Source organism: Lentzea californiensis, from assembly GCF_024648825.1.
Classification (GTDB): Bacteria; Actinomycetota; Actinomycetes; order Mycobacteriales; family Pseudonocardiaceae; genus Lentzea; species Lentzea californiensis.
On sequence record NZ_JANBBE010000004.1, the window covers coordinates 356017 to 372761 of the forward strand.

Consider the following 16745-nt stretch of genomic DNA (forward strand, 5'->3'; position numbering starts at 1 on the left):
GCTCTGCCCGTGTGGTCAGAGGTGTTCCTTGCTCAGCTTGTGCCACAGGGCGGGGAGAGCTGCTTCCGTCGTGTGCGCCAGCTCCACCTCCTTGCCGTAGAGCAGGCCGAACGTGAAGCCGTTCTCGTCGCCCCTGCCCAGTTCCAGCAGGACCGGGCGTGCGACCACCGAGTCCTGGTGGTCGCCCAGCAGTGTCTGGACGTCCTTCGCCCGCACGCGCAACGTCTTGGCGTGCTTGCCGAGCGCGGGCTCGGCGACCTCGGCCGAGTAGCGCAGGCGCTTCGCCGCCTTGCGGGCCTCGTGGAGCGGTTCGTCGCTGTCGCTGGTGGCGAGTGCCTCCTCCACGCGGACGTCCAGGCGGTGGCGGGCCTTTTCGACCAGGCGAGGGAGGACGTCCTTCGCCTTGCCCGAGGCCGAGGAAGTCAGGGGAGGTGTGGTCAGCAGCGTGTCGATGGTGTTGAGAAGGGTGAAGTAGCGCTCGCTGTTCAGTGCCGCCACGGAGTCCTTGTGCGCCTTGGCTTCCAGCGGTGCGAAGTGGCGGGTCATGCGGGCTGCCACGTCACCGAGGACCAGTTCTGGCGGGAGGGCGTGCAGGCCCTCCTCGAAGCGTGCGCGGAGTACTTCCAGGTCGCGTGAGGTGCCCAGGACTGACGCCAGCCACTTCAGCTCGTCGGTCAGGGCGCGGGTCTGTTCGCGGTCGACGATCTTGCCGAAGGCCTGGAGGGCCGAGCGCATGCGGCGGGTGGCCACTCGCATCTGGTGGACGGCGTCGTCCTCGTTGCGGCGGACTCGCGGGTCCTGGTTCTGGAGTGCTGCTCGTTGTTCGTAGAGGTAGGCGAGGACGACGTCGCCCGCCGTCGGCTTCTTGCCCAGGGCGGGGCCGGAGTCGCGCTTCACGCCGATCACCTGGGAGAGCTTGGACTTCGAGGACGACGGGACGATGCCCGCGTCGCCCAGGTGGCGCTCCACGGTGTCGAGGAGGGCTCGGTCGCCGCTTTCGCCCAGTTCCACCTCGATCTCACGCCACGACGTGGTCGTCGTGGAGGAACCCATGGTCTGGGCGGTGACCACGTCGTCGACCACCTCGGCGAGCATGTCGCCCTTGCCGTTGGTGAGCTGCCAGCGGCGGCGGTTCGTGCGGATCTCCGCCACCGGGGCCAGGTCGCCGCCCCTGGTGTGCGCCCGGACCAGGGAGGAGAGGTCCTTCGGGGGCTTCTTCACCGCGCGGCCCAGGGGGACGTGGAGTTCCTGGCGGGAGTCTTCACCTGCCGGGAGCTTGAGGTGCCAGCCCTCGTCGTTGCCGCCCACCCGCCTGCGCAGGGTCACGCCCGCGCGGGCCAGGCGGTAGTCGTCCGTGTCGAAGTAGGTGGCTTCGAGGTCGAACTCCTCCGGGCCGGTCGCCACGCCGGTGATCTCGGTGAGGTCCGGCAGACTCGCGTCCGATGGTGCCTCGTACTTGCGTTCGGTCTCAGTAACGGAGGTCGCCATTTTCTATTAATACCTCGTTTTGTCCGGGTTCACCCAGTGTGGTGACGGTGCGTGAGGGTGGTTCCACGGCCGGGCGGAACCACGCCTCTAATGCGTGCATTCACCGGGTACCCGCTTTTCGCGGTCCACTGTGTCCGGTTCGCTGGCCGGGTGCCCACGGAGAAGGAACGGCTCGACGTGGTCGAGCCGCAGGTCGCCACGTTGATCAGTCACGTCGGTCAGCTCACGGCGGAACTCGAGCGCGTCACGGCCCGGCTGACGGTGCTGCAGCGGCGGTTGTCCGGTGCCGGGGACGGGCCGCCGGCCGAGCTCGACGCGGTGACCGGCGAGATCGAGCCGCTGGTCGAGGCGCTGCGCAGGGCGTGGGACGCGGAGCAGGAGATCCTCGCTGATCCGGCCCGGGTCGCCCTGCGGCAGGAGGTGCTGGAGTTCGACGGGCTCAAGGCCCGCCGCGACGACGCCAGGTCCAAACTGGACGGTGGGCGGGTGCCCCGGTTCGAGCGGGACGCGCTGTCGCACGAGGTGCGTCAGATGGAGTGGCTGATCAACGCGAACGAGGCCAGCGCGCAGCGGGCCGCCGAACGGCTGGAGGCCGACGAGGACGCGATGAGCGAGGAGTGGCGCACCGAGGCCGTGCTCGCCGGGGACAAGGCTCGCGGCGAGATCAAGGACGCGGCCGCGCGGCGCCTCTCGGACGCGCTCGGGCAGTACGCGCGGATGCCGGTGTGGTTCCGGGTCGGACTGGGCGAGATCCCCACGCCGGACCCGTCGTTCTGGCTCGAGTCGGCGACCGCGGTGCTCGCGTACCGGCTGGAGTACGGCGTCACGGACGCGGTCACGCCGCTGGGCACCCCGCCGTCCGCGGCGTCGGGCAGTGAGAACTGGGTCCGGCGCGCGAACGTCCACGCCGACATCACCGACCGCCTGACGACGTTGGCCGCGACCTTCCACCTGCAGTAGCCTGTTCTGCAACCGTCCGGTTGCAGAAAGGGTGTGCGCGTGAGTCAGGTCGACGACGTCTTGGCCGCGCTCGCCGATCCGATGCGCCGGCGGATCCTCGACCTGGTCGCGGCGAAGGGGGCCGCGTCGGCGTCGGCGCTCGCCGCCGAACTGCCGGTGAGCCGGCAGGCGATCGTGAAACACCTGGCAGTGCTGGAGAAGGCGGAGCTGGTGGCCTCCGAGCGCGCCGGCCGGGAGAACAACTTCTCCGTCCGGTCGGTCGCGCTCGACGCCACCGCCTCCTGGATGGCCTCGCTCGCCTCCCAGTGGGACCAGCGGCTGGCCGCGATCAAGAAGATCGCTGAGTCATGAGGGTGCCGCCGACCATGGTGGCCAGCACGGGGATCTCCGCGATCGCGTCGCTCGTGCGCGGGTCGTCGCCGAGCACGACGAGGTCCGCGAGCTTGCCCGGGGTGAGGCTGCCCAGCACGTGCTCCTTGCGGCACGCGTAGGCGCCACCGAGCGTGTACGCGCGGATCGCCTCCTCGACGGTGATCGCCTCGTCCGGCCCGACCGCCCGGCCGCTGGACGACCTCCGGTGCACCATGAACTCGATGGCGCGCAACGGGGCTCCGTCCGCGACCGGCCGGTCCGAGCTGCCCGCGATCGTGATGCCGTGGTCGAGGAACGCACGTCCGCGGTACATCCACGGGGCCCGGTGCGCGCCCATGACCTCGCTGTAGTCGTCGCCGTAGGAGTGCAGGAACGACGGCTGGATCACGGGAACGACACCGAGCTCGGCGATCCGGCCGAGCTGGTCCGGGCGGACGAGACCGCAGTGCTCGATGCGGTGCCGCGCTTCGGGACGCGGGCGTTGCCGTTGCGCTTCCTGGACGGCGTCCAAGGCGAAGTCGATGGCCCTGTCGCCGATCGCGTGGATCGCGAGCTGCCAGCCGGCGTGGTGGCCGTCGGCGATCGCCGCCCGCATGGACTCCTCGGAGTCGGCGAGCTGGCCCGAGCCGCCGGTCCCGAGGTACGGCTCGGACAACGCGGCCGTGCGCGCCATCATGCCGCCGTCGGTCCACAGCTTCAGGGCTCCCAGCGACAGCATGTCGTCGCCGAACCCGGTGTGCAGGCCGAGGTCGATCGCGCGCGGAACACCGTCGGACGGGTCGGCGGAGACGTCGTGCAGGACGTGCGCGGACACCATGAGCTGCACGCGGATCGGCAGCCGGGCACGTTGGTAGGCGGCGGCCTCGAGCGGGCTGCTGGCGATCAGGCCCGCACCGATGCCCGCTTCGGCGCACATCGTGACGCCCTCGGACAGCACCTGGCGGGCGCTCTCGTGCAGTTCGGCGGTGATCTCGCCGAGCGAGTACGGCAGCCGCAACGTGCGCGCGGCCAGCTGTTCGTTCTCGGTCAGCCAGCCGTCGCTCGTGATCCCCGGGAGTTGTTTCAGCACCACGGAGTTCACGACGCACGCATGGCCGGACAGGTCGGCGACGTACACCGGCCTGGCGCCGCTGATCCGGTCCAGGTCGAGCGCGGTGAGCGGGCGGTCCATGCTCCGGCGGTCGTAGCCGGACGCCTCGATCCAGCCCGTGCCGGGCGCATCGGCGAGCCGGTCGAGGACCTGGGTGACCGCGGTCAGGCCGGTGATGTCGATCGTGCGGCGGCCGTTCCACGCGAGGTGCGTGTGGGCGTCGATGAAACCGGGCAGCACCACGGCTCCGCCCAGGTCGGCGGTCTCGGCGGCGGGCAGGTCCGCGACCTGCTCGTCCAGTCCCGCGATGCGGCCCTGCCAGATGCCGATCGTGTGCGAGGCGGGGCGAGCCGGGTCCATCGTGATGGCCCGGCAGCCCGTCAGCTTGAGATCGAGTTTCACGCGGTCGCGAGGACCGGGACAGGAGTGTTGGTCAGCACGGACGTCAGGATCTCACCCGACCGCACCGCGACGTTGGACAGCAGTGACGACGTGATGCCGTGCGAGTGCTCGGTGCCGCCCTGCAGGTAGATGCCACCCCTGAGCGAGGTCTGCACGCGGTAGTCGCGGCCCACGACGAGACGGCCCGTCTCGTCTCGGGAGCAGGTCTCGTCGAGCGCGCCGAGCATCGGCGCGGCCTCGTCGTACCCGGTCGCGAGCAGCACGAGGTCGGCGTCGACGAACTCCTGCTCACCGGTGACGAGCGACTGGACCACCGCACGCACGCCGTCCGCCGACTCCTCGACCGCGACGAGCCGGGTCATCTTCATCATTTTGAGGCGCTCGGTGCCCAGCACCTTCTCCTGGTACTCGGTGCGGTAGAGCTGCGCGATCAGGTCGACGTCGACCACGGAGTAGTTGGTGTTGCGGTGGTAGTCCATCAACCGCCGCTTCACGGCGTCCGGGGCGTCGAAGTAGTGGTCGACGGCCTCGGGGTCGAAGATCCGGTTCGCGAACGAGCTGTCGTCCGCGGGGGAGTAACCGTAGCGGGAGAACACCGAGCACACCTCGGTGCCGGGGAACTCGCGGTGCAGGTACGCCACGGCCTCCGCGGCGCTCTGCCCGGCACCGACGACGACGCAGCGCTTCGGGTTCTCCAGCGTGCCGACGCGGTGCAGGAACTCGCTGTTGTGCCACACGCGGTCCGACAGCGCGATGCCCTCGGGCACGGCCGGGCGCAGTCCGGTCGCGAAGATCAGGTTGCGGGCGTGGTACACGTCACCCGTGCCCGTTGTCACCTCGTACAGGTCGTCGTGGATCGCTTCCACGCCAACGGCTTCGGTGCCGTACGCGACCATGTCGTCGACCTGGGCGGCGGCCCACTCGAAGTAGTCGTGGAACTCGACGCGCAGCGGGAACAGGTTCTTGTGGTTGACGAAGTCGATCAGCCGTCCCCGGTCCCGCAGGTAGCAGAGGAACGAGAACCGGCTGGTCGGGTTCCGCATGGTGACGAGGTCCTTGAGGAACGACACCTGCATGGTGGCGTCGTCCAGGAGCATGCCCCGATGCCAGCCGAACGCCTGCTGGCGTTCCAGGAACACCGCCGTGACGGGGATTTCGGCCTGCTCGTTGTGCTCGGTCAAAGCGATGGCGAGCGCCAGGTTCGAGGGACCGAACCCGATACCGACGATGTCGTAGATCGGATGCATGAGCACTGAACTTAGGGCAGCCTAAGCTCTCTTCGCAAGCCGTCAGTTAGGTTAGCCTGACCGTATCGCACCGGAGTGAAGGAGGACACCCCCATGAGGGTCGTCATGTTCGGGTTCCAGACCTGGGGTCATCGCACCCTGCAGGCACTTTTGGCGTCCGAGCACGAGGTCGTCCTGGTGGTGACCCACCCCAAGGGTGAAGGCGCGTACGAGAAGGTCTGGAGCGACTCGGTCGAGGACCTGGCCCGCGAGAACGGCGTCGACGTCCTGGTCCGCGAACGCCCGGAGGACCAGGAGCTGCTCGACGCGCTCAAGGCCGCCGAGCCCGACGTGATCGTCGCCTGCAACTGGCGGACGTGGATCCCGCCGCAGGTCTTCGCGCTGCCCAAGCACGGCACGTTGAACGTGCACGACTCGCTGCTGCCGAAGTACGCGGGCTTCTCGCCGTTGATCTGGGCGCTTCTCAACGACGAGAAGGAAGTCGGCGTGACGGCGCACATGATGGACGACACGCTCGACGCCGGCGACATCGTGCTGCAGCGCTCGGTGCCGGTCGGCCCGCGCGACACCACGGCCGTGCTGTTCGAGAAGACGCTGGAGCTCTTCGGCCCGATCACGGTCGACGGCCTCGCCGAGATCGCGTCCGGCCGCACCGACTTCGTGAAGCAGGACCGTTCGCAGGCCTCGTTCTTCCACAAGCGCGCCGAGGAGGACCTGCGCATCGACTTCACCTGGACCGCCGAGGAACTGGACCGCCTGGTGCGAGCGCAGTGCGCGCCGTACCCGAGCGCGTTCTGCTTCCACCGCGGCCAGCGCCTGGAGATCATCGAGGCGGACGTCTCCGCCGAGGTCTACGGCGGCACTCCCGGCCGGATCTTCTACCGCGAGGGCGACGGCGTGACGGTCGTCGCCGGCGCCGAGGCCCGCCGCGGCAAGAGCAAGGCGTTGCTGGTCAAGAAGGTTCGTACCGCGGATGGCACCGAGCTCGAGGCGCAGGAGTACTTCCGGCACATGGGCGGCTACCTGACCTCGCGCCCGTAGCTCCGACACGCTGATCACGGGCCGGGTGACCGGTCCGTGATCAGCATGGTCGATCATTGCCGCATGAATCGCGCGGCGGTGACGTCACTGGTGGTCTTCGTGCTGCTCGTGGCAGTCGGCTGGTACCTCACGAATCTCCAGTCGTCCCAGGAGAATCCGCCCAACACCCCTGCGCCCGTTCCGACCGGTTCGTCGGACCTCGCCGCGTTGAAGATCGCGCCCGAGGGCAAGATGGCCGGCTACAGCCGCGACCGCTTCCCGCACTGGGCCTCGCAGGGGAACTCCTGTGACACCAGGGAGATCGTGCTGCAGAAGCAGGGCGTCGACGTGAAGCAGGACAAGGACTGCAAGGCGGTCTCCGGCACCTGGAACAGCGCGTACGACGGCGTGGTGATCAAGGACGCCGGCGAGGTCGACATCGACCACACCATCCCCCTCGCGGAAGCCTGGCGGTCCGGCGCAGACAAGTGGACGGACGACGAGCGCAAGGCGTTCGCCAACGACCTCGGCGGCATCCAGCTGATCGCGGTGACCGCGAAGTCCAACCGCTCCAAGGGCGACCAGGACCCGGCCAAGTGGAAGCCGCCGGTCACGACGTACGGGTGCACGTACGCGCGGCACTGGATCTCGGTGAAGGTCAGCTACAAGCTGACCGTGGACCAGCCGGAGCACGACGCGCTGGCCGCGTTGCTCAAGACCTGCTGACGATCACGGGAACTCGCCGACGACACGGCCCGACCCCCCAGGCGGGCCGCGTCGTCTCATCCCGCTACCCGACCTGAACGGACTCGAACAGGCCGGACAGCTTCCAGTGCGTCACGTACCCCATCGCCTCGGCGGCGATCAGCACGTCGAGCTTGCCGAGGTTGGTGCGCGCCGGCATCTGGTACGCCTTGCCGCGCCGCGCGTCGAGCACCATCGGGATGGCGCCCGGCAGCGTGTCCGCGACCGTGTGCTGCAGGATCCGCAGCCCCACGTTGGCGGCCTCCCTGGTCAGCGGCACCTCCTTGGTGTGCACGAGCACCGCGTACGTCGTGCCGTCCTTCTTGCGCAGCCCCAGGTGCGGCCGCACCTTCAGGGTCAGCTCGCCGGCGCGGTAGGTGGCGCCCTCCACCGGCACCCCCGTCGCCTTGAACGACGCCAGCCAGGGCAGGAAGCCGTCGGCGATCTCCTCGAACGCCCGCGGCTGCCCCGTGCGGTTGGCGTTCATGATCGCCTTCTTGAGCTCGATCTCGGGTTCGGTCGCGTTGACCGCTCGTCGCATGGCGTCGCGGATCGGGTTGTAGAACCCGCACACCCGCGTATCGGAGGCCAGGTACATCCCCCGCTGTTCCGACACGATGTTGATGCGCCCACGCTGACCGCTCATGACGTACTCGGTGAACGACAGTGCGGTGACGCTGACGTTGTTGTCCGGCAACGTTTTCTCCCCTCGTACCGCGAGCTTCACCTGACGTTATCCGAGAGGTCTGACAGAAACGGGACTGCTCCGAACGGCGCAACCGCTACTCAGCGTCGAGCAGTCACCCGAGTGGGTGACACATAGCGTTGCGACCTACGTCGCAATCGGTAAACGGATGGTGACCGGCCGGTAACCGATCATGCGGATGACCGTTCGTCTGCCGTTCGCCGACGCTCACCGAACGCTTGCCGCAAGACCAGCGGGAGTAACACTCCGTAGAAGATCAACTCAGGAGAATGGAGTTCACCAGGAGGCGTCGCGACGAGGGAGCACGATGGCGGTCAAGGCGGAGCGTTCACCCGATAGAGCGGGTGACGTGGAGGTTCCGCAGCCTCGGCAGCTGGAGAGGTGGCTCGTCCACCCCGGCAACTGGCCGCACGCGATGCAGGTGACGATCATCCTCGTGCTGATCGCACTGCTGCTGTGGGCCATCGCCGTCACGCTCGGCCCCGACCAGGCCTTCATCGTCGGCTCCGCGGGCATCGCGGCCAAGCTGATCTGCATGTACCTCGACACCCGCGTCCGGAACTAGCTCCCGTACCTCTCGGCGGCACGGGCCTTGGCCTTCGCCGCCTCGACCTCGCGGTCCTTCGGCGGTGCGGTGGTCACCAGCGCGTCGAGCAGTTCCTGCGTAGCCGCCGCCACGGCCGCGACGGCCTTGTCGTACGCGGCCTGGTTCACCGCGGACGGTTTCGCGGCCCCGCCCACCTTCCGCACGTACTGCAGCGCCGCGGCCTGCACCTCGTCGGACGTGGCGGGCGGTTCGAAGTTGTGGAGCACCCGGATGTTTCGGCACATGCCTCCACTATGACCTGTTCGGCGGCGCCGCGCGGGTGTGGATGCGTTCCCCCTGCTTGCCGAACAGGCTGAGGATCTCGGCGGGCCTGCCGTCCGCGCTGCTGAAGCTGTGCGGTTGCCGGCAGTCGAACTCGGCCACCTCGCCCGCGCGCAGCACGACCTCCTTGTCGCTGAGCCGCAGCCGGATCTGCCCGCTCAACACGTAGAACCACTCGTATCCCTCGTGCGCGCGCGGTTCGTGCAGCTCCGGGTCTGAGATGATCATCTTCCACGCCTGCAGCGGCCCGATCGACCTGGTCAGCGGGATGCCGACCCGGCCGTGGCTGAGCTCGCGCGGCTTCATCGTGACGCGCGGATCACCCACCTCGGGCGCGCCGACCAGGTCGTCCAGCGACACCTGGTAGGTCCGCGACAACGGCAGCAGCAGCTCCAGCGTCGGCTTGCGCTGGTCGGTCTCCAGGCGCGACAGCGTCGACTTCGAGATGCCCGTCATCTCGGACAACGACGCCAGCGTCAGGTCGTGCTCGGCCCGCAGCGCGGCGAGCCGTTGCCCCACGGTTGTTGCCATAACAGCAACTTACTTTGCCAAAACTGGACTGTCGACCGCACTCTCGAACCATGACGTACGAAGTGGTGATCATTGGTGGGGGAGCGGCCGGACTGAGCGCCGCTCTGATGCTGACCAGGGCGCGCCGCAGCGTGCTCGTGGTCGATGGTGCCGAGCCGCGCAACGCCCCGGCCGCGCACATGCACAACTACCTCTCTCGCGACGGCTTCTCACCGTTGGAACTGCTCAAGCACGGCAGGGCCGAGGTCGAGGGGTACGGCGGAGAGATCGTCAACGACGAGGTTCGAGGCGTGACCAAGCTCGACGACGGGTTCGCGGTCGACCTGAGCGAGCGCACGGTGCGTGCCAAGCGCTTGCTGTTCGCGACCGGCTTGGTCGACGAGGTGCCGGACAACCTGCGCGAACGCTGGGGCCGCGACGTCTTCGGCTGCCCGTACTGCCACGGCTACGAGGTCCGCGACCAGAAGCTCGTCGTGTTCGGCGAGGAGATGAAGGTCGCGCTGGTCCGGCAGTGGTCGGACGACGTCACCCACGTGCCTTCGGTCGACGGCATCGAGGTCGAGGACGACCGGCTGGTCGCCGTGATCTCCGGCGGTAAGCGGGTACCGGCCGACGCGCTCGTGTACTCCGCACCGGTCAAACCGCGTGACGAGTTCCTGCTGGCGTTGGGTGCCGAGACCGCAGAGACGATGGCCGGCCCGTTCGTGCGCACGGACGCGAAGGGCCGCACGAGCGTGCCCGGCGTCTACGCGGCCGGCAACGTCACGGACCCGACAGCCATCGTGATCGTCGCCGCCGCTCAGGGCGCCCAGGCGGCCGGGATGATCAACGTGGACCTGCTGGGTCTCATGCCGGCAGGCTGATCCGGAACGTCGACCCCTCGCCGAGGGTGCTCGTCACCGACACCGTGCCGCCGTGCGCCTCCACGAGGTGCCGCGTGATCGCGAGACCGAGCCCGCTGCCGCCCGTGCGGCGGCTGCGGGACTTGTCCGCCCGCCAGAACCTGTCGAACACGTGCGGCACGTCGTCCGGCGCGATGCCGGTACCGGTGTCCGTGACCTCCAGGACGGCCTCGTCCTGCCACCGGAACAACTTCACGACGACCTCGCCGCCCGGAGGGGTGTAGCGCACGGCGTTCGCGACGAGGTTGCCGAGCGCCTGCCGCAGTCGCACCGGGTCCGCGGTGACGTGCACCGGCGTGGTCTCGGCGCGCAGCAGGATCTCGCGGTTCTGCTGCGCGTTGACGACCTGGTCCACGACGTCGTCCAGCGCGATCGGCTCGGGGTGCAGCCGCAGCGTGCCCGCGTCGGCCTGTGCGAGGTCGTGCAGGTCGTCCACGAGTCGTTGCAGCAGAAGGGATTCCTCCAGCAGCATGTCGATCAGGTGCGGGTCCGGTTCGGCCAGCCCGTCCTGCGTCGCCTCCAGCCAGCCGGTGATGTTGCCCAACGGCGTGCGCAACTCGTGCGCGACGTCGCTGACCATGGCCTGCCGCTGGCGTTCGGTCTCGGCGAGCTTCTCCGACATCGCGTTGAACGACCGCGCGAGCTCGCCGATCTCACCCGAGCCGCCGTCCACCCGTGCCGTCCGATCGCCTTCGGCAGTGCGTTTCGTGGCGGCGGTGAGGGCTCGGATCGGCCGCACGAGCTGTGTGGCGGTGAGCCACGACGCGAACCCGGCAAGTGCAAGGATTCCCAGCGCCACCAACGTGATCCGGGTGGCGCCGGTCGTCGAGAGGTCGATCGCCATCGGCTCGTCGCCGGTCGGTGAGGTGAGGAACAGCTGCGCCGGCGCCGCGACGTGCGGCCGGAGCTGTTCGCGACGCGAGCTGTCCATGCACGCCACCACCTCCGGCGGCGCGCCGTCGACGGTCGTGATCTCCCAGTCGAAGGTGGTGGGAGTGAGCGACTTGCCGTAGTTCCTGCCGCTCCAGCCTCGCTGGTCGAGGCATTTCGAGAACAGCGCCTGGAGCTGTCCGTACGCGGCCTTCTCCGTCACCGTGAGCGTGTAGAGGCGATTGCCGACCGGGCAGTCCTCCCAGATCGAGAGCTCGCCGGGCCCGAGGTCGGGCAGCCGCGGCCGGCCGTTGGGCGCTTCCACGAGCGTGATCCTGTTGTTGCACTGGAGGAGCTGGTCCGCATAGGCGTACAGCGTGCGGTACTCCTCGTCGTTGAGCTTGAACGGCCCGACCGCCCTGGGGTCGATCTTTCCGTTGACGTTCAGCGGGTCGACCAGTGCCTTGGGGGTGATGGGCAGTTGCGGCGCGTTCTCGCCGCCGGTGTCGACCAGCGTCGTACCGTTGCCGTCTGTCAGCGCGATCCGGCGGCCGTACTTCTGCGCGATACCGTCCACAGCGGACTTCGCATCCGTCCAGTCCTCGTGCGTGGCCGCGTGGCGCACCAGCTCGTCGAATATCTGTGCGTCCGTCTCGAGCACGTCGCCCTGCTCCTGCCGGATCGCCCCCGTCGTCGCCTGCGACGCGAGCCACGCCGTGACGGCGATCGAGCAGGCCGCGATCACCAAGGAGAACAGGAAGAACCGAACCAGCAGGCTTTTCATCTGAAGTCCTTCGAGGAGACCTCGTCCTTCTGGACGTGGAGGAATCGGACCTCTGCGAAATAGAGAGGGAACAGCGGGGGCGCCTTCAGGGCGATACGGCGTCCACGCCTCAGTCGTACGGGCACACGCAGTTGCCGGGTAGTGTGTGAACGGTGAATGGGCTGGTGAAGCGGGCGTTCCGGTACCGCTTCTATCCGAGCGAGGCGCAGGCTGCGGAGCTGTCGCGCACGTTCGGGTGTGTCCGCAAGATCTACAACTTGGCGTTGCGGGCCCGTGCGGTTGCGTAGGCGCTGCGTGGGGAGCGGGTCGGTTACGAGGCCACGTCGGGTTTGCTCACCGCGTGGAAGCGAACGGAGGAGCTGGCGTTTCGCCTGGCCCGTGCCATCAGTGATGCGGGCTGGCGGCAGTTCCGGCAGCTGCTGGAGTACAAGGCACACTGGTACGGGCGGGATGTGATCGTCGTGGATCGCTGCTTCCCGTCGTCCAAGCTGTGCTCGGTCTGCGGCGCGCTGGCTGCGGCGATGCCGCTGGGCGTGCGCACATGGACCTGCGTCTGCGGTGTGACCCATGACCGAGACGTGAACGCGGCACGCAACATCCTGGCCGCCGGGCTGGCGGTGACAGTTTGTGGAGCCGGTGTAAGACCTCAACGAAACCTTCCGGGCGGGCAGTCGGTGACGAAGCAGAAAACCTGCGGCGCGAGCCGTGGGAATCTCCCTCGTTCACGAGGGAGAGGAAGTCAAACGAGCTTGTACCCGATGCCGTAGACGGTGAGAAGCCGTTCCGGCCGGCGCGAGTCCTGCTCGATCTTGCGGCGCAGTTTCATCATGTGCACGTCGACCGTGCGCGCGGTGATGAACCCGTCCTCCAGCAACTGCTCGCGTGTGAACACCCGTTGCGGCTGTGCGGCCATCTTGGCCAGCAAACGGAACTCCGCCGGCGTGAGGCTCACCAGCTCCTCTTTGATGCGCACTTCGTGCCGGATCGGGTCGACGGTCAGATCGCCGACCTTGAGCACCGTGGCGTTCGTTTCGCGCGCACGACCGGTGCGCCGCAGGATCGTCCGCACCCGCGCGACCATCTGCCGTGGCCGGAACGGTTTCGTGATGTAGTCGTCGGCGCCCAGGTCGAACCCGAGCAGCACATCGTCCTCCGTGGACCGCGCGGTGAGCAGCACGATCGGCACGTCCGACTCGGTCCGGACGGCGCGCATCACGTCGATGCCGTCGACCAGCGGCATCATCACGTCGAGGACCAGCAGGTCGGGGTTGCGGCGCCGGGTCTCGTCGATCGCCGCCCGCCCGTCGTGGACGACCACCACGGAATGCCCGTCGTGCTCCAGGTACCGGCGGACGAGTTCAGCCTGGTGAACGTTGTCCTCCGCGACGAGAATGTGAGCGCACACAGTCCGAAGTATGCAGGCCTTCACGACAGTCAAGCGGAACGCAAACAGGTTCTTCATCAGTTCCGGCGAGCGTTGCCGTCATGAGGGTGCACCTGGCTCTGGCGGCGGTCGGGCTGACCGCGGTCCTGCTGACGACGACGCAGTTGGCAGGCGAGACGTCCCCCGCTGCCGCTCCGACCACGCCACCGGTCACGTCCGCCGTCACGTCCGCCGAGGTCCCGTCCTCGCCGGCACCGCCACCGCCGCGCGTCTACGCGTCCAGTTCCGACCTGCCCGACGGCCCGGAGTTCCCGGTGGCCGGCGCCGGCACGTTCCACGTCGTCCCCGGCAGCGGTCCGGTGGTCGGCTCGGGTCCGTTGCGCACCTACGCCGTGGAAGTCGAGAACGGCATCACCGTCGACGAACAGGCTTTCGCGGCGTTCGTGGACGCAACTCTCACCGACCCGCGTGGCTGGACGGCTCGAGGCGCGCGCTCTGTGCAGCGCGTCTCCGGTGCCGCGTCGGTGCGTGTGCGGCTGACGTCCCAGCAGACCGCCCGCACCGCCTGCGGGTTCGAGATCCCGGTCGACGTCTCGTGCCGTGACGGCAACTTCGTGTTCCTCAGCGCGGCCCGCTGGATCCGCGGTGCCGTGGCCTTCCTGCCGGACCTCCACACGTACCGGACTTACATGGTCAACCACGAGGTCGGGCACGCGTTCGGGCAGGGACACCAGCCCTGTGGCGTCGCCGGTGGCCCGGCGCCGGTGATGATGCAGCAGACGTTCGGCGTGTCCAACGACGAGATCGTCCGCATCACCGGCGGAGTTCCTCAGGGCGCGTTCATTCCGCAGGACGGGAAGGTGTGCGCGCCGAACGGGTGGCCGTATCCATGACCTTCGTCGCCACGACCACGGTCGTCGTCTCGCCCTCGGCCGCGAACACCGGCTCCACGCGTTCGAACACCTCCCTCAGCTCGGCGACCACACGTCCTTGTGGTCCAACGGCTTCCACGAGCGCGGGAATCAGCGCTCCGCTGCCGCAGCCGATGTCGAGTACGGCGTTGCCGGGCTTGAGGCCGAGCTCGTCGTTTGCAATGCGATTGCATTGGAGTTGGTGCATGCCGAAGCAGGTCGACCACGACGAACGCCGACGCCAGATCGGTGACGCCGTGTGCAGGTTGATCGCCGCACGAGGGCTGGAAGCGGTGAGCCTGCGTCACGTGGCCGCGGAGGCCGGGGTGTCCATGGGACGCGTCCAGCACTACTTCGCGGCCAAGGACGAGATGCTGATGTTCGCGTTCGAGCTGATCAGCGACCGTGTGGCGGCGCGTTTCGGCGCCGTCCGGGCCGACGACCCCGCGCAGCACCTGCGGGCGATCCTGCTGGAGTTGCTGCCGTTGAGTCCCGCGGCCCGTGCGGAGGCGCCGGTGCTCGCCGCGTTCCTCGCGCAGGCCGTGGTCGAACCGCGCCTGGGGGAGCCGTTGCGGCGGGGCAACGGCGAGATGGTGGCGTGGCTGGCGGGAATGATCACCGAGGTACGTCCCGGTGGTGATGCCGAACGAGACGCCATGGCGCTGCTCGCGTTCGTCGACGGCCTGATGCTCCAGGTGCTGATCGGTCAGGTCCCCCCGGAGGCGGCCGTGTACCTCGTGGATCACCAATTGGCGGGTGTGCTCACTTGTGGTTGATGTCCGGCTCCATAGCCTGGGCGGCATGGACGTGGACACGAGGCTGCTGAGGTATTTCGCCGCCATCGCCGAGGAGGGCAACCTCACGCGCGCTGCGCACCGGCTCTTCGTGTCACAACCATCACTGACAAAACAGCTCAAGCACCTGGAATCGCAGCTGGGCGTGCGGCTGTTCACGCGGTCCAGCACCGGGATGAGGCTGACGGAGGCCGGTCACGCCCTCGCCGCGCGCGTCCCGCCGATGCTCGCGGGCTGGGACGTGGCGGTGAGCGAGACCAGGAGCGCCGCCCGTGTGCTGCGCGTCGGTTTCCTGGCCAGCGCGGCGAACGACGCGACGCCGGCCATCGTCCGCGAGTTCGGGCGGCTCCGGCCGGGCTGGCGGGTAGATCTGAAGCAGGCTCCCTGGTCGGACCCGTCGGCAGGCCTCGCCGGTGCGGAGGTGCCCGTCGCGTTGCTGCGATTACCCTTCCCGGGCGAGGAGACGTTCGGCGTGCGGACGTTGTTCAGCGAATCCCGTTGCGTGGCACTGCCTTCCGCGCACCGGCTGGCCGGCCGTTCCTCGATCGACTTTCCCGAGCTGTGGGACGACCCGGTCATCGTCGCCCCCGCTCTGAAGGGAACCTGGCGCGAGCACTGGCTGGCGTTGTCCGAAAGGGACGGTCGCGAGGTGCGCGTCGGCGCCGTGACCGAACACCCCGACGAGTTCCTCGGCGCGATCGCCGGCGGCTGCGGCATCGCCCTGGTTCCGGCGTCCACGTCCCACTTCTACTCGCGGCCGGACATCGTCTACGTGCCCGTGAGGGGCGTGAGTCCCAGCGAGGTGGCCGTTGCGTGGCTGCCGGACCCCGGTGAGGCGGCCGTCGACTTCGTCCGCTGCTGCCTCGACGTCACGCGCTCGCGGCGCACCGGGTGCGGCACTCGCTCGGGCTGAACCCGTGCACGCGCTTGAACGCGGCGCTGAACCCGAACGCGTCCGCGTACCCGACCCTGCGCGCCACCGAAGCCACCGTCGCCGACGACTCGGCCAGCAGATCGGCCGCCAGCGCCATCCGCCACTCCGTGAGGTACGTCAGCGGTGGCACCCCGACCAGCTTCGCGAACCTGCCCGCCAGCGTCGTCCGCGCCACCCCGGCCTCCTTGGCCAGCAGGGCGAGCGTCCAGGCGCGTTCGGGACTCGCGTGCATCGCCTCGAGGACCGGCCCGACGACCACGTCGGCCCGGGCACCCAGCCACCCGTCGCCGTGCTCGCGGTCGAACCACTCCTTGAGCGCGCACACCATCAGCCAGTCCAGCAACCGGTCCGCCACCACCCCCGGCCCTTCCATGCCGATGGTGGCGTAGAACTCCGCGCACCCGTCCACCCCCGGCGCCACCAGCGCGTCCGGCAACACCGCGGTGAGCCGCCGCGCCACGGCGCCCGTGACCTCGTACGTCCCGCTCACCACCGACGCACGCCCCTGCGTCGCGACGGACTCCTGCACCACCAGGATGTCCCCGGCCCTGGCGGTCTGCCCGCGCACGCTGATCTCACCCGACGCCACCGCGTACAACGTGAGCCCAGGCAACACGCGCGTTCCGTCGATCTCGGTCCGGCGCACACCGGCACCATCCGCGCGCACCCCGCGCAGCAGTTCGTCGAACGGCTCCATGCCCTCCACGATACGGCCCGAACGATCGAACATCGTCGATG

Annotated in this window: 21 protein-coding genes; 11 read left to right on the forward strand and 10 right to left on the reverse strand. The window is 68.9% G+C overall.

Annotated elements, in window-relative coordinates:
* Positions 1 to 15 precede the first annotated feature (15 nt).
* On the reverse strand, positions 16 to 1488 hold the full coding sequence (locus tag LX88_RS18705; RefSeq protein ID WP_258949050.1) for a CYTH and CHAD domain-containing protein: 1473 nt from the start codon (positions 1486 to 1488) through the stop codon (positions 16 to 18).
* 150 nt (positions 1489 to 1638) lie between these two features.
* Between LX88_RS18705 and LX88_RS18710 the strand changes: the two genes are divergently transcribed.
* On the forward strand, positions 1639 to 2448 hold the full coding sequence (locus LX88_RS18710; RefSeq protein ID WP_258949051.1) for a hypothetical protein: 810 nt from the start codon (positions 1639 to 1641) through the stop codon (positions 2446 to 2448).
* Between the two features lie 39 nt (positions 2449 to 2487).
* Positions 2488 to 2799, forward strand: a complete 312-nt coding sequence (locus tag LX88_RS18715) for an ArsR/SmtB family transcription factor (protein ID WP_090071500.1) — start codon at positions 2488 to 2490, stop codon at positions 2797 to 2799.
* On the opposite strand, the gene LX88_RS18720 is transcribed toward LX88_RS18715, so the two are convergent.
* Together LX88_RS18720 and LX88_RS18725 are read right to left on the reverse strand one after the other, a co-directional pair.
* Complete coding sequence (locus tag LX88_RS18720) at positions 2777 to 4312, reverse strand: amidohydrolase (protein WP_258949052.1); 1536 nt, start codon at positions 4310 to 4312, stop codon at positions 2777 to 2779. The genes LX88_RS18715 and LX88_RS18720 overlap by 23 nt on opposite strands.
* On the reverse strand, positions 4309 to 5559 hold the full coding sequence (locus LX88_RS18725; RefSeq protein WP_258949053.1) for a lysine N(6)-hydroxylase/L-ornithine N(5)-oxygenase family protein: 1251 nt from the start codon (positions 5557 to 5559) through the stop codon (positions 4309 to 4311). Before LX88_RS18725 ends, LX88_RS18720 begins: the two co-directional genes overlap by 4 nt.
* A 93-nt stretch (positions 5560 to 5652) precedes the next feature.
* On the opposite strand from LX88_RS18725, the gene LX88_RS18730 reads away from it, so the two are divergent.
* Positions 5653 to 6600 (forward strand): methionyl-tRNA formyltransferase, encoded by a 948-nt coding sequence (locus LX88_RS18730; protein WP_258949054.1) that lies wholly within the window; start codon positions 5653 to 5655, stop codon positions 6598 to 6600.
* A 63-nt stretch (positions 6601 to 6663) separates the two neighbouring features.
* Entirely contained in the window at positions 6664 to 7305 is a 642-nt protein-coding gene (locus LX88_RS18735; RefSeq protein ID WP_258949055.1) for an HNH endonuclease family protein, read from the forward strand.
* A 64-nt stretch (positions 7306 to 7369) separates the two neighbouring features.
* On the opposite strand, the gene LX88_RS18740 is transcribed toward LX88_RS18735, so the two are convergent.
* Positions 7370 to 8020 (reverse strand): hypothetical protein, encoded by a 651-nt coding sequence (locus tag LX88_RS18740; RefSeq protein WP_245983795.1) that lies wholly within the window; start codon positions 8018 to 8020, stop codon positions 7370 to 7372.
* A gap of 358 nt (positions 8021 to 8378) precedes the next feature.
* Here LX88_RS18740 and LX88_RS18745 point away from each other — a divergent pair, with 358 nt between their 5' ends.
* On the forward strand, positions 8379 to 8594 hold the full coding sequence (locus LX88_RS18745; RefSeq protein ID WP_090071354.1) for a hypothetical protein: 216 nt from the start codon (positions 8379 to 8381) through the stop codon (positions 8592 to 8594).
* On the opposite strand, the gene LX88_RS18750 is transcribed toward LX88_RS18745, so the two are convergent.
* Both LX88_RS18750 and LX88_RS18755 read right to left on the reverse strand, forming a co-directional pair.
* Positions 8591 to 8860 (reverse strand): DUF2277 domain-containing protein, encoded by a 270-nt coding sequence (locus tag LX88_RS18750; protein WP_258949056.1) that lies wholly within the window; start codon positions 8858 to 8860, stop codon positions 8591 to 8593. The two genes, LX88_RS18745 and LX88_RS18750, sit on opposite strands and share 4 nt — an antisense overlap.
* A 7-nt stretch (positions 8861 to 8867) precedes the next feature.
* Positions 8868 to 9428 (reverse strand): helix-turn-helix domain-containing protein, encoded by a 561-nt coding sequence (locus tag LX88_RS18755; protein WP_258949057.1) that lies wholly within the window; start codon positions 9426 to 9428, stop codon positions 8868 to 8870.
* 50 nt (positions 9429 to 9478) lie between these two features.
* On the opposite strand from LX88_RS18755, the gene LX88_RS18760 reads away from it, so the two are divergent.
* Entirely contained in the window at positions 9479 to 10291 is an 813-nt protein-coding gene (locus LX88_RS18760) for an NAD(P)/FAD-dependent oxidoreductase (protein WP_258949058.1), read from the forward strand.
* Here the strand turns inward: LX88_RS18760 and LX88_RS18765 are convergent.
* A complete protein-coding gene (locus tag LX88_RS18765; protein ID WP_258949059.1) occupies positions 10275 to 11984 on the reverse strand; it encodes a sensor histidine kinase in 1710 nt (569 codons plus the stop codon). The two genes, LX88_RS18760 and LX88_RS18765, sit on opposite strands and share 17 nt — an antisense overlap.
* A gap of 152 nt (positions 11985 to 12136) precedes the next feature.
* Between LX88_RS18765 and LX88_RS18770 the strand changes: the two genes are divergently transcribed.
* Together LX88_RS18770 and LX88_RS18775 are read left to right on the forward strand one after the other, a co-directional pair.
* Positions 12137 to 12271 carry a helix-turn-helix domain-containing protein gene (locus tag LX88_RS18770; RefSeq protein WP_258949060.1) on the forward strand — a complete coding sequence of 45 codons (135 nt, stop codon included), beginning with the start codon at positions 12137 to 12139 and terminating at the stop codon, positions 12269 to 12271.
* Between the two features lie 165 nt (positions 12272 to 12436).
* Positions 12437 to 12751, forward strand: a complete 315-nt coding sequence (locus tag LX88_RS18775; protein ID WP_372511359.1) for a zinc ribbon domain-containing protein — start codon at positions 12437 to 12439, stop codon at positions 12749 to 12751.
* Here the strand turns inward: LX88_RS18775 and LX88_RS18780 are convergent.
* Positions 12724 to 13389, reverse strand: a complete 666-nt coding sequence (locus LX88_RS18780; RefSeq protein ID WP_258949062.1) for a response regulator — start codon at positions 13387 to 13389, stop codon at positions 12724 to 12726. The genes LX88_RS18775 and LX88_RS18780 overlap by 28 nt on opposite strands.
* Before the next feature lie 80 nt (positions 13390 to 13469).
* On the opposite strand from LX88_RS18780, the gene LX88_RS18785 reads away from it, so the two are divergent.
* Entirely contained in the window at positions 13470 to 14261 is a 792-nt protein-coding gene (locus LX88_RS18785) for a DUF3152 domain-containing protein (protein ID WP_258949063.1), read from the forward strand.
* Here the strand turns inward: LX88_RS18785 and LX88_RS18790 are convergent.
* The gene (locus LX88_RS18790) at positions 14209 to 14487 is read right to left on the reverse strand and encodes a class I SAM-dependent methyltransferase (protein WP_258949064.1); all 279 of its coding nucleotides are present in this window, start codon (positions 14485 to 14487) and stop codon (positions 14209 to 14211) included. The genes LX88_RS18785 and LX88_RS18790 overlap by 53 nt on opposite strands.
* Here LX88_RS18790 and LX88_RS18795 point away from each other — a divergent pair.
* Both LX88_RS18795 and LX88_RS18800 read left to right on the forward strand, forming a co-directional pair.
* Positions 14486 to 15055 carry a TetR/AcrR family transcriptional regulator gene (locus LX88_RS18795; protein WP_258949065.1) on the forward strand — a complete coding sequence of 190 codons (570 nt, stop codon included), beginning with the start codon at positions 14486 to 14488 and terminating at the stop codon, positions 15053 to 15055. The two genes, LX88_RS18790 and LX88_RS18795, sit on opposite strands and share 2 nt — an antisense overlap.
* 25 nt (positions 15056 to 15080) lie before the next feature.
* Complete coding sequence (locus tag LX88_RS18800) at positions 15081 to 15986, forward strand: LysR family transcriptional regulator (RefSeq protein WP_258949066.1); 906 nt, start codon at positions 15081 to 15083, stop codon at positions 15984 to 15986.
* Here LX88_RS18800 and LX88_RS18805 read toward each other — a convergent pair.
* Complete coding sequence (locus tag LX88_RS18805; protein ID WP_258949067.1) at positions 15943 to 16704, reverse strand: AraC family transcriptional regulator; 762 nt, start codon at positions 16702 to 16704, stop codon at positions 15943 to 15945. The genes LX88_RS18800 and LX88_RS18805 overlap by 44 nt on opposite strands.
* Between the last annotated feature and the right edge of the window lie 41 nt (positions 16705 to 16745).

Coding starts and splice junctions, on each gene's coding strand:
- LX88_RS18725 (WP_258949053.1), bottom strand. CDS start 5,559: ATGCATCCGATCTACGACATCGTCGGTATCGGGTTCGGTCCCTCGAAC.
- LX88_RS18730 (WP_258949054.1), top strand. CDS start 5,653: ATGAGGGTCGTCATGTTCGGGTTCCAGACCTGGGGTCATCGCACCCTG.
- LX88_RS18795 (WP_258949065.1), top strand. CDS start 14,486: ATGCCGAAGCAGGTCGACCACGACGAACGCCGACGCCAGATCGGTGAC.
- LX88_RS18760 (WP_258949058.1), top strand. CDS start 9,479: ATGACGTACGAAGTGGTGATCATTGGTGGGGGAGCGGCCGGACTGAGC.
- LX88_RS18800 (WP_258949066.1), top strand. CDS start 15,081: ATGGACGTGGACACGAGGCTGCTGAGGTATTTCGCCGCCATCGCCGAG.
- LX88_RS18765 (WP_258949059.1), bottom strand. CDS start 11,984: ATGAAAAGCCTGCTGGTTCGGTTCTTCCTGTTCTCCTTGGTGATCGCG.
- LX88_RS18790 (WP_258949064.1), bottom strand. CDS start 14,487: ATGCACCAACTCCAATGCAATCGCATTGCAAACGACGAGCTCGGCCTC.
- LX88_RS18735 (WP_258949055.1), top strand. CDS start 6,664: ATGAATCGCGCGGCGGTGACGTCACTGGTGGTCTTCGTGCTGCTCGTG.
- LX88_RS18705 (WP_258949050.1), bottom strand. CDS start 1,488: ATGGCGACCTCCGTTACTGAGACCGAACGCAAGTACGAGGCACCATCG.
- LX88_RS18750 (WP_258949056.1), bottom strand. CDS start 8,860: ATGTGCCGAAACATCCGGGTGCTCCACAACTTCGAACCGCCCGCCACG.
- LX88_RS18805 (WP_258949067.1), bottom strand. CDS start 16,704: ATGGAGCCGTTCGACGAACTGCTGCGCGGGGTGCGCGCGGATGGTGCC.
- LX88_RS18785 (WP_258949063.1), top strand. CDS start 13,470: ATGAGGGTGCACCTGGCTCTGGCGGCGGTCGGGCTGACCGCGGTCCTG.
- LX88_RS18755 (WP_258949057.1), bottom strand. CDS start 9,428: ATGGCAACAACCGTGGGGCAACGGCTCGCCGCGCTGCGGGCCGAGCAC.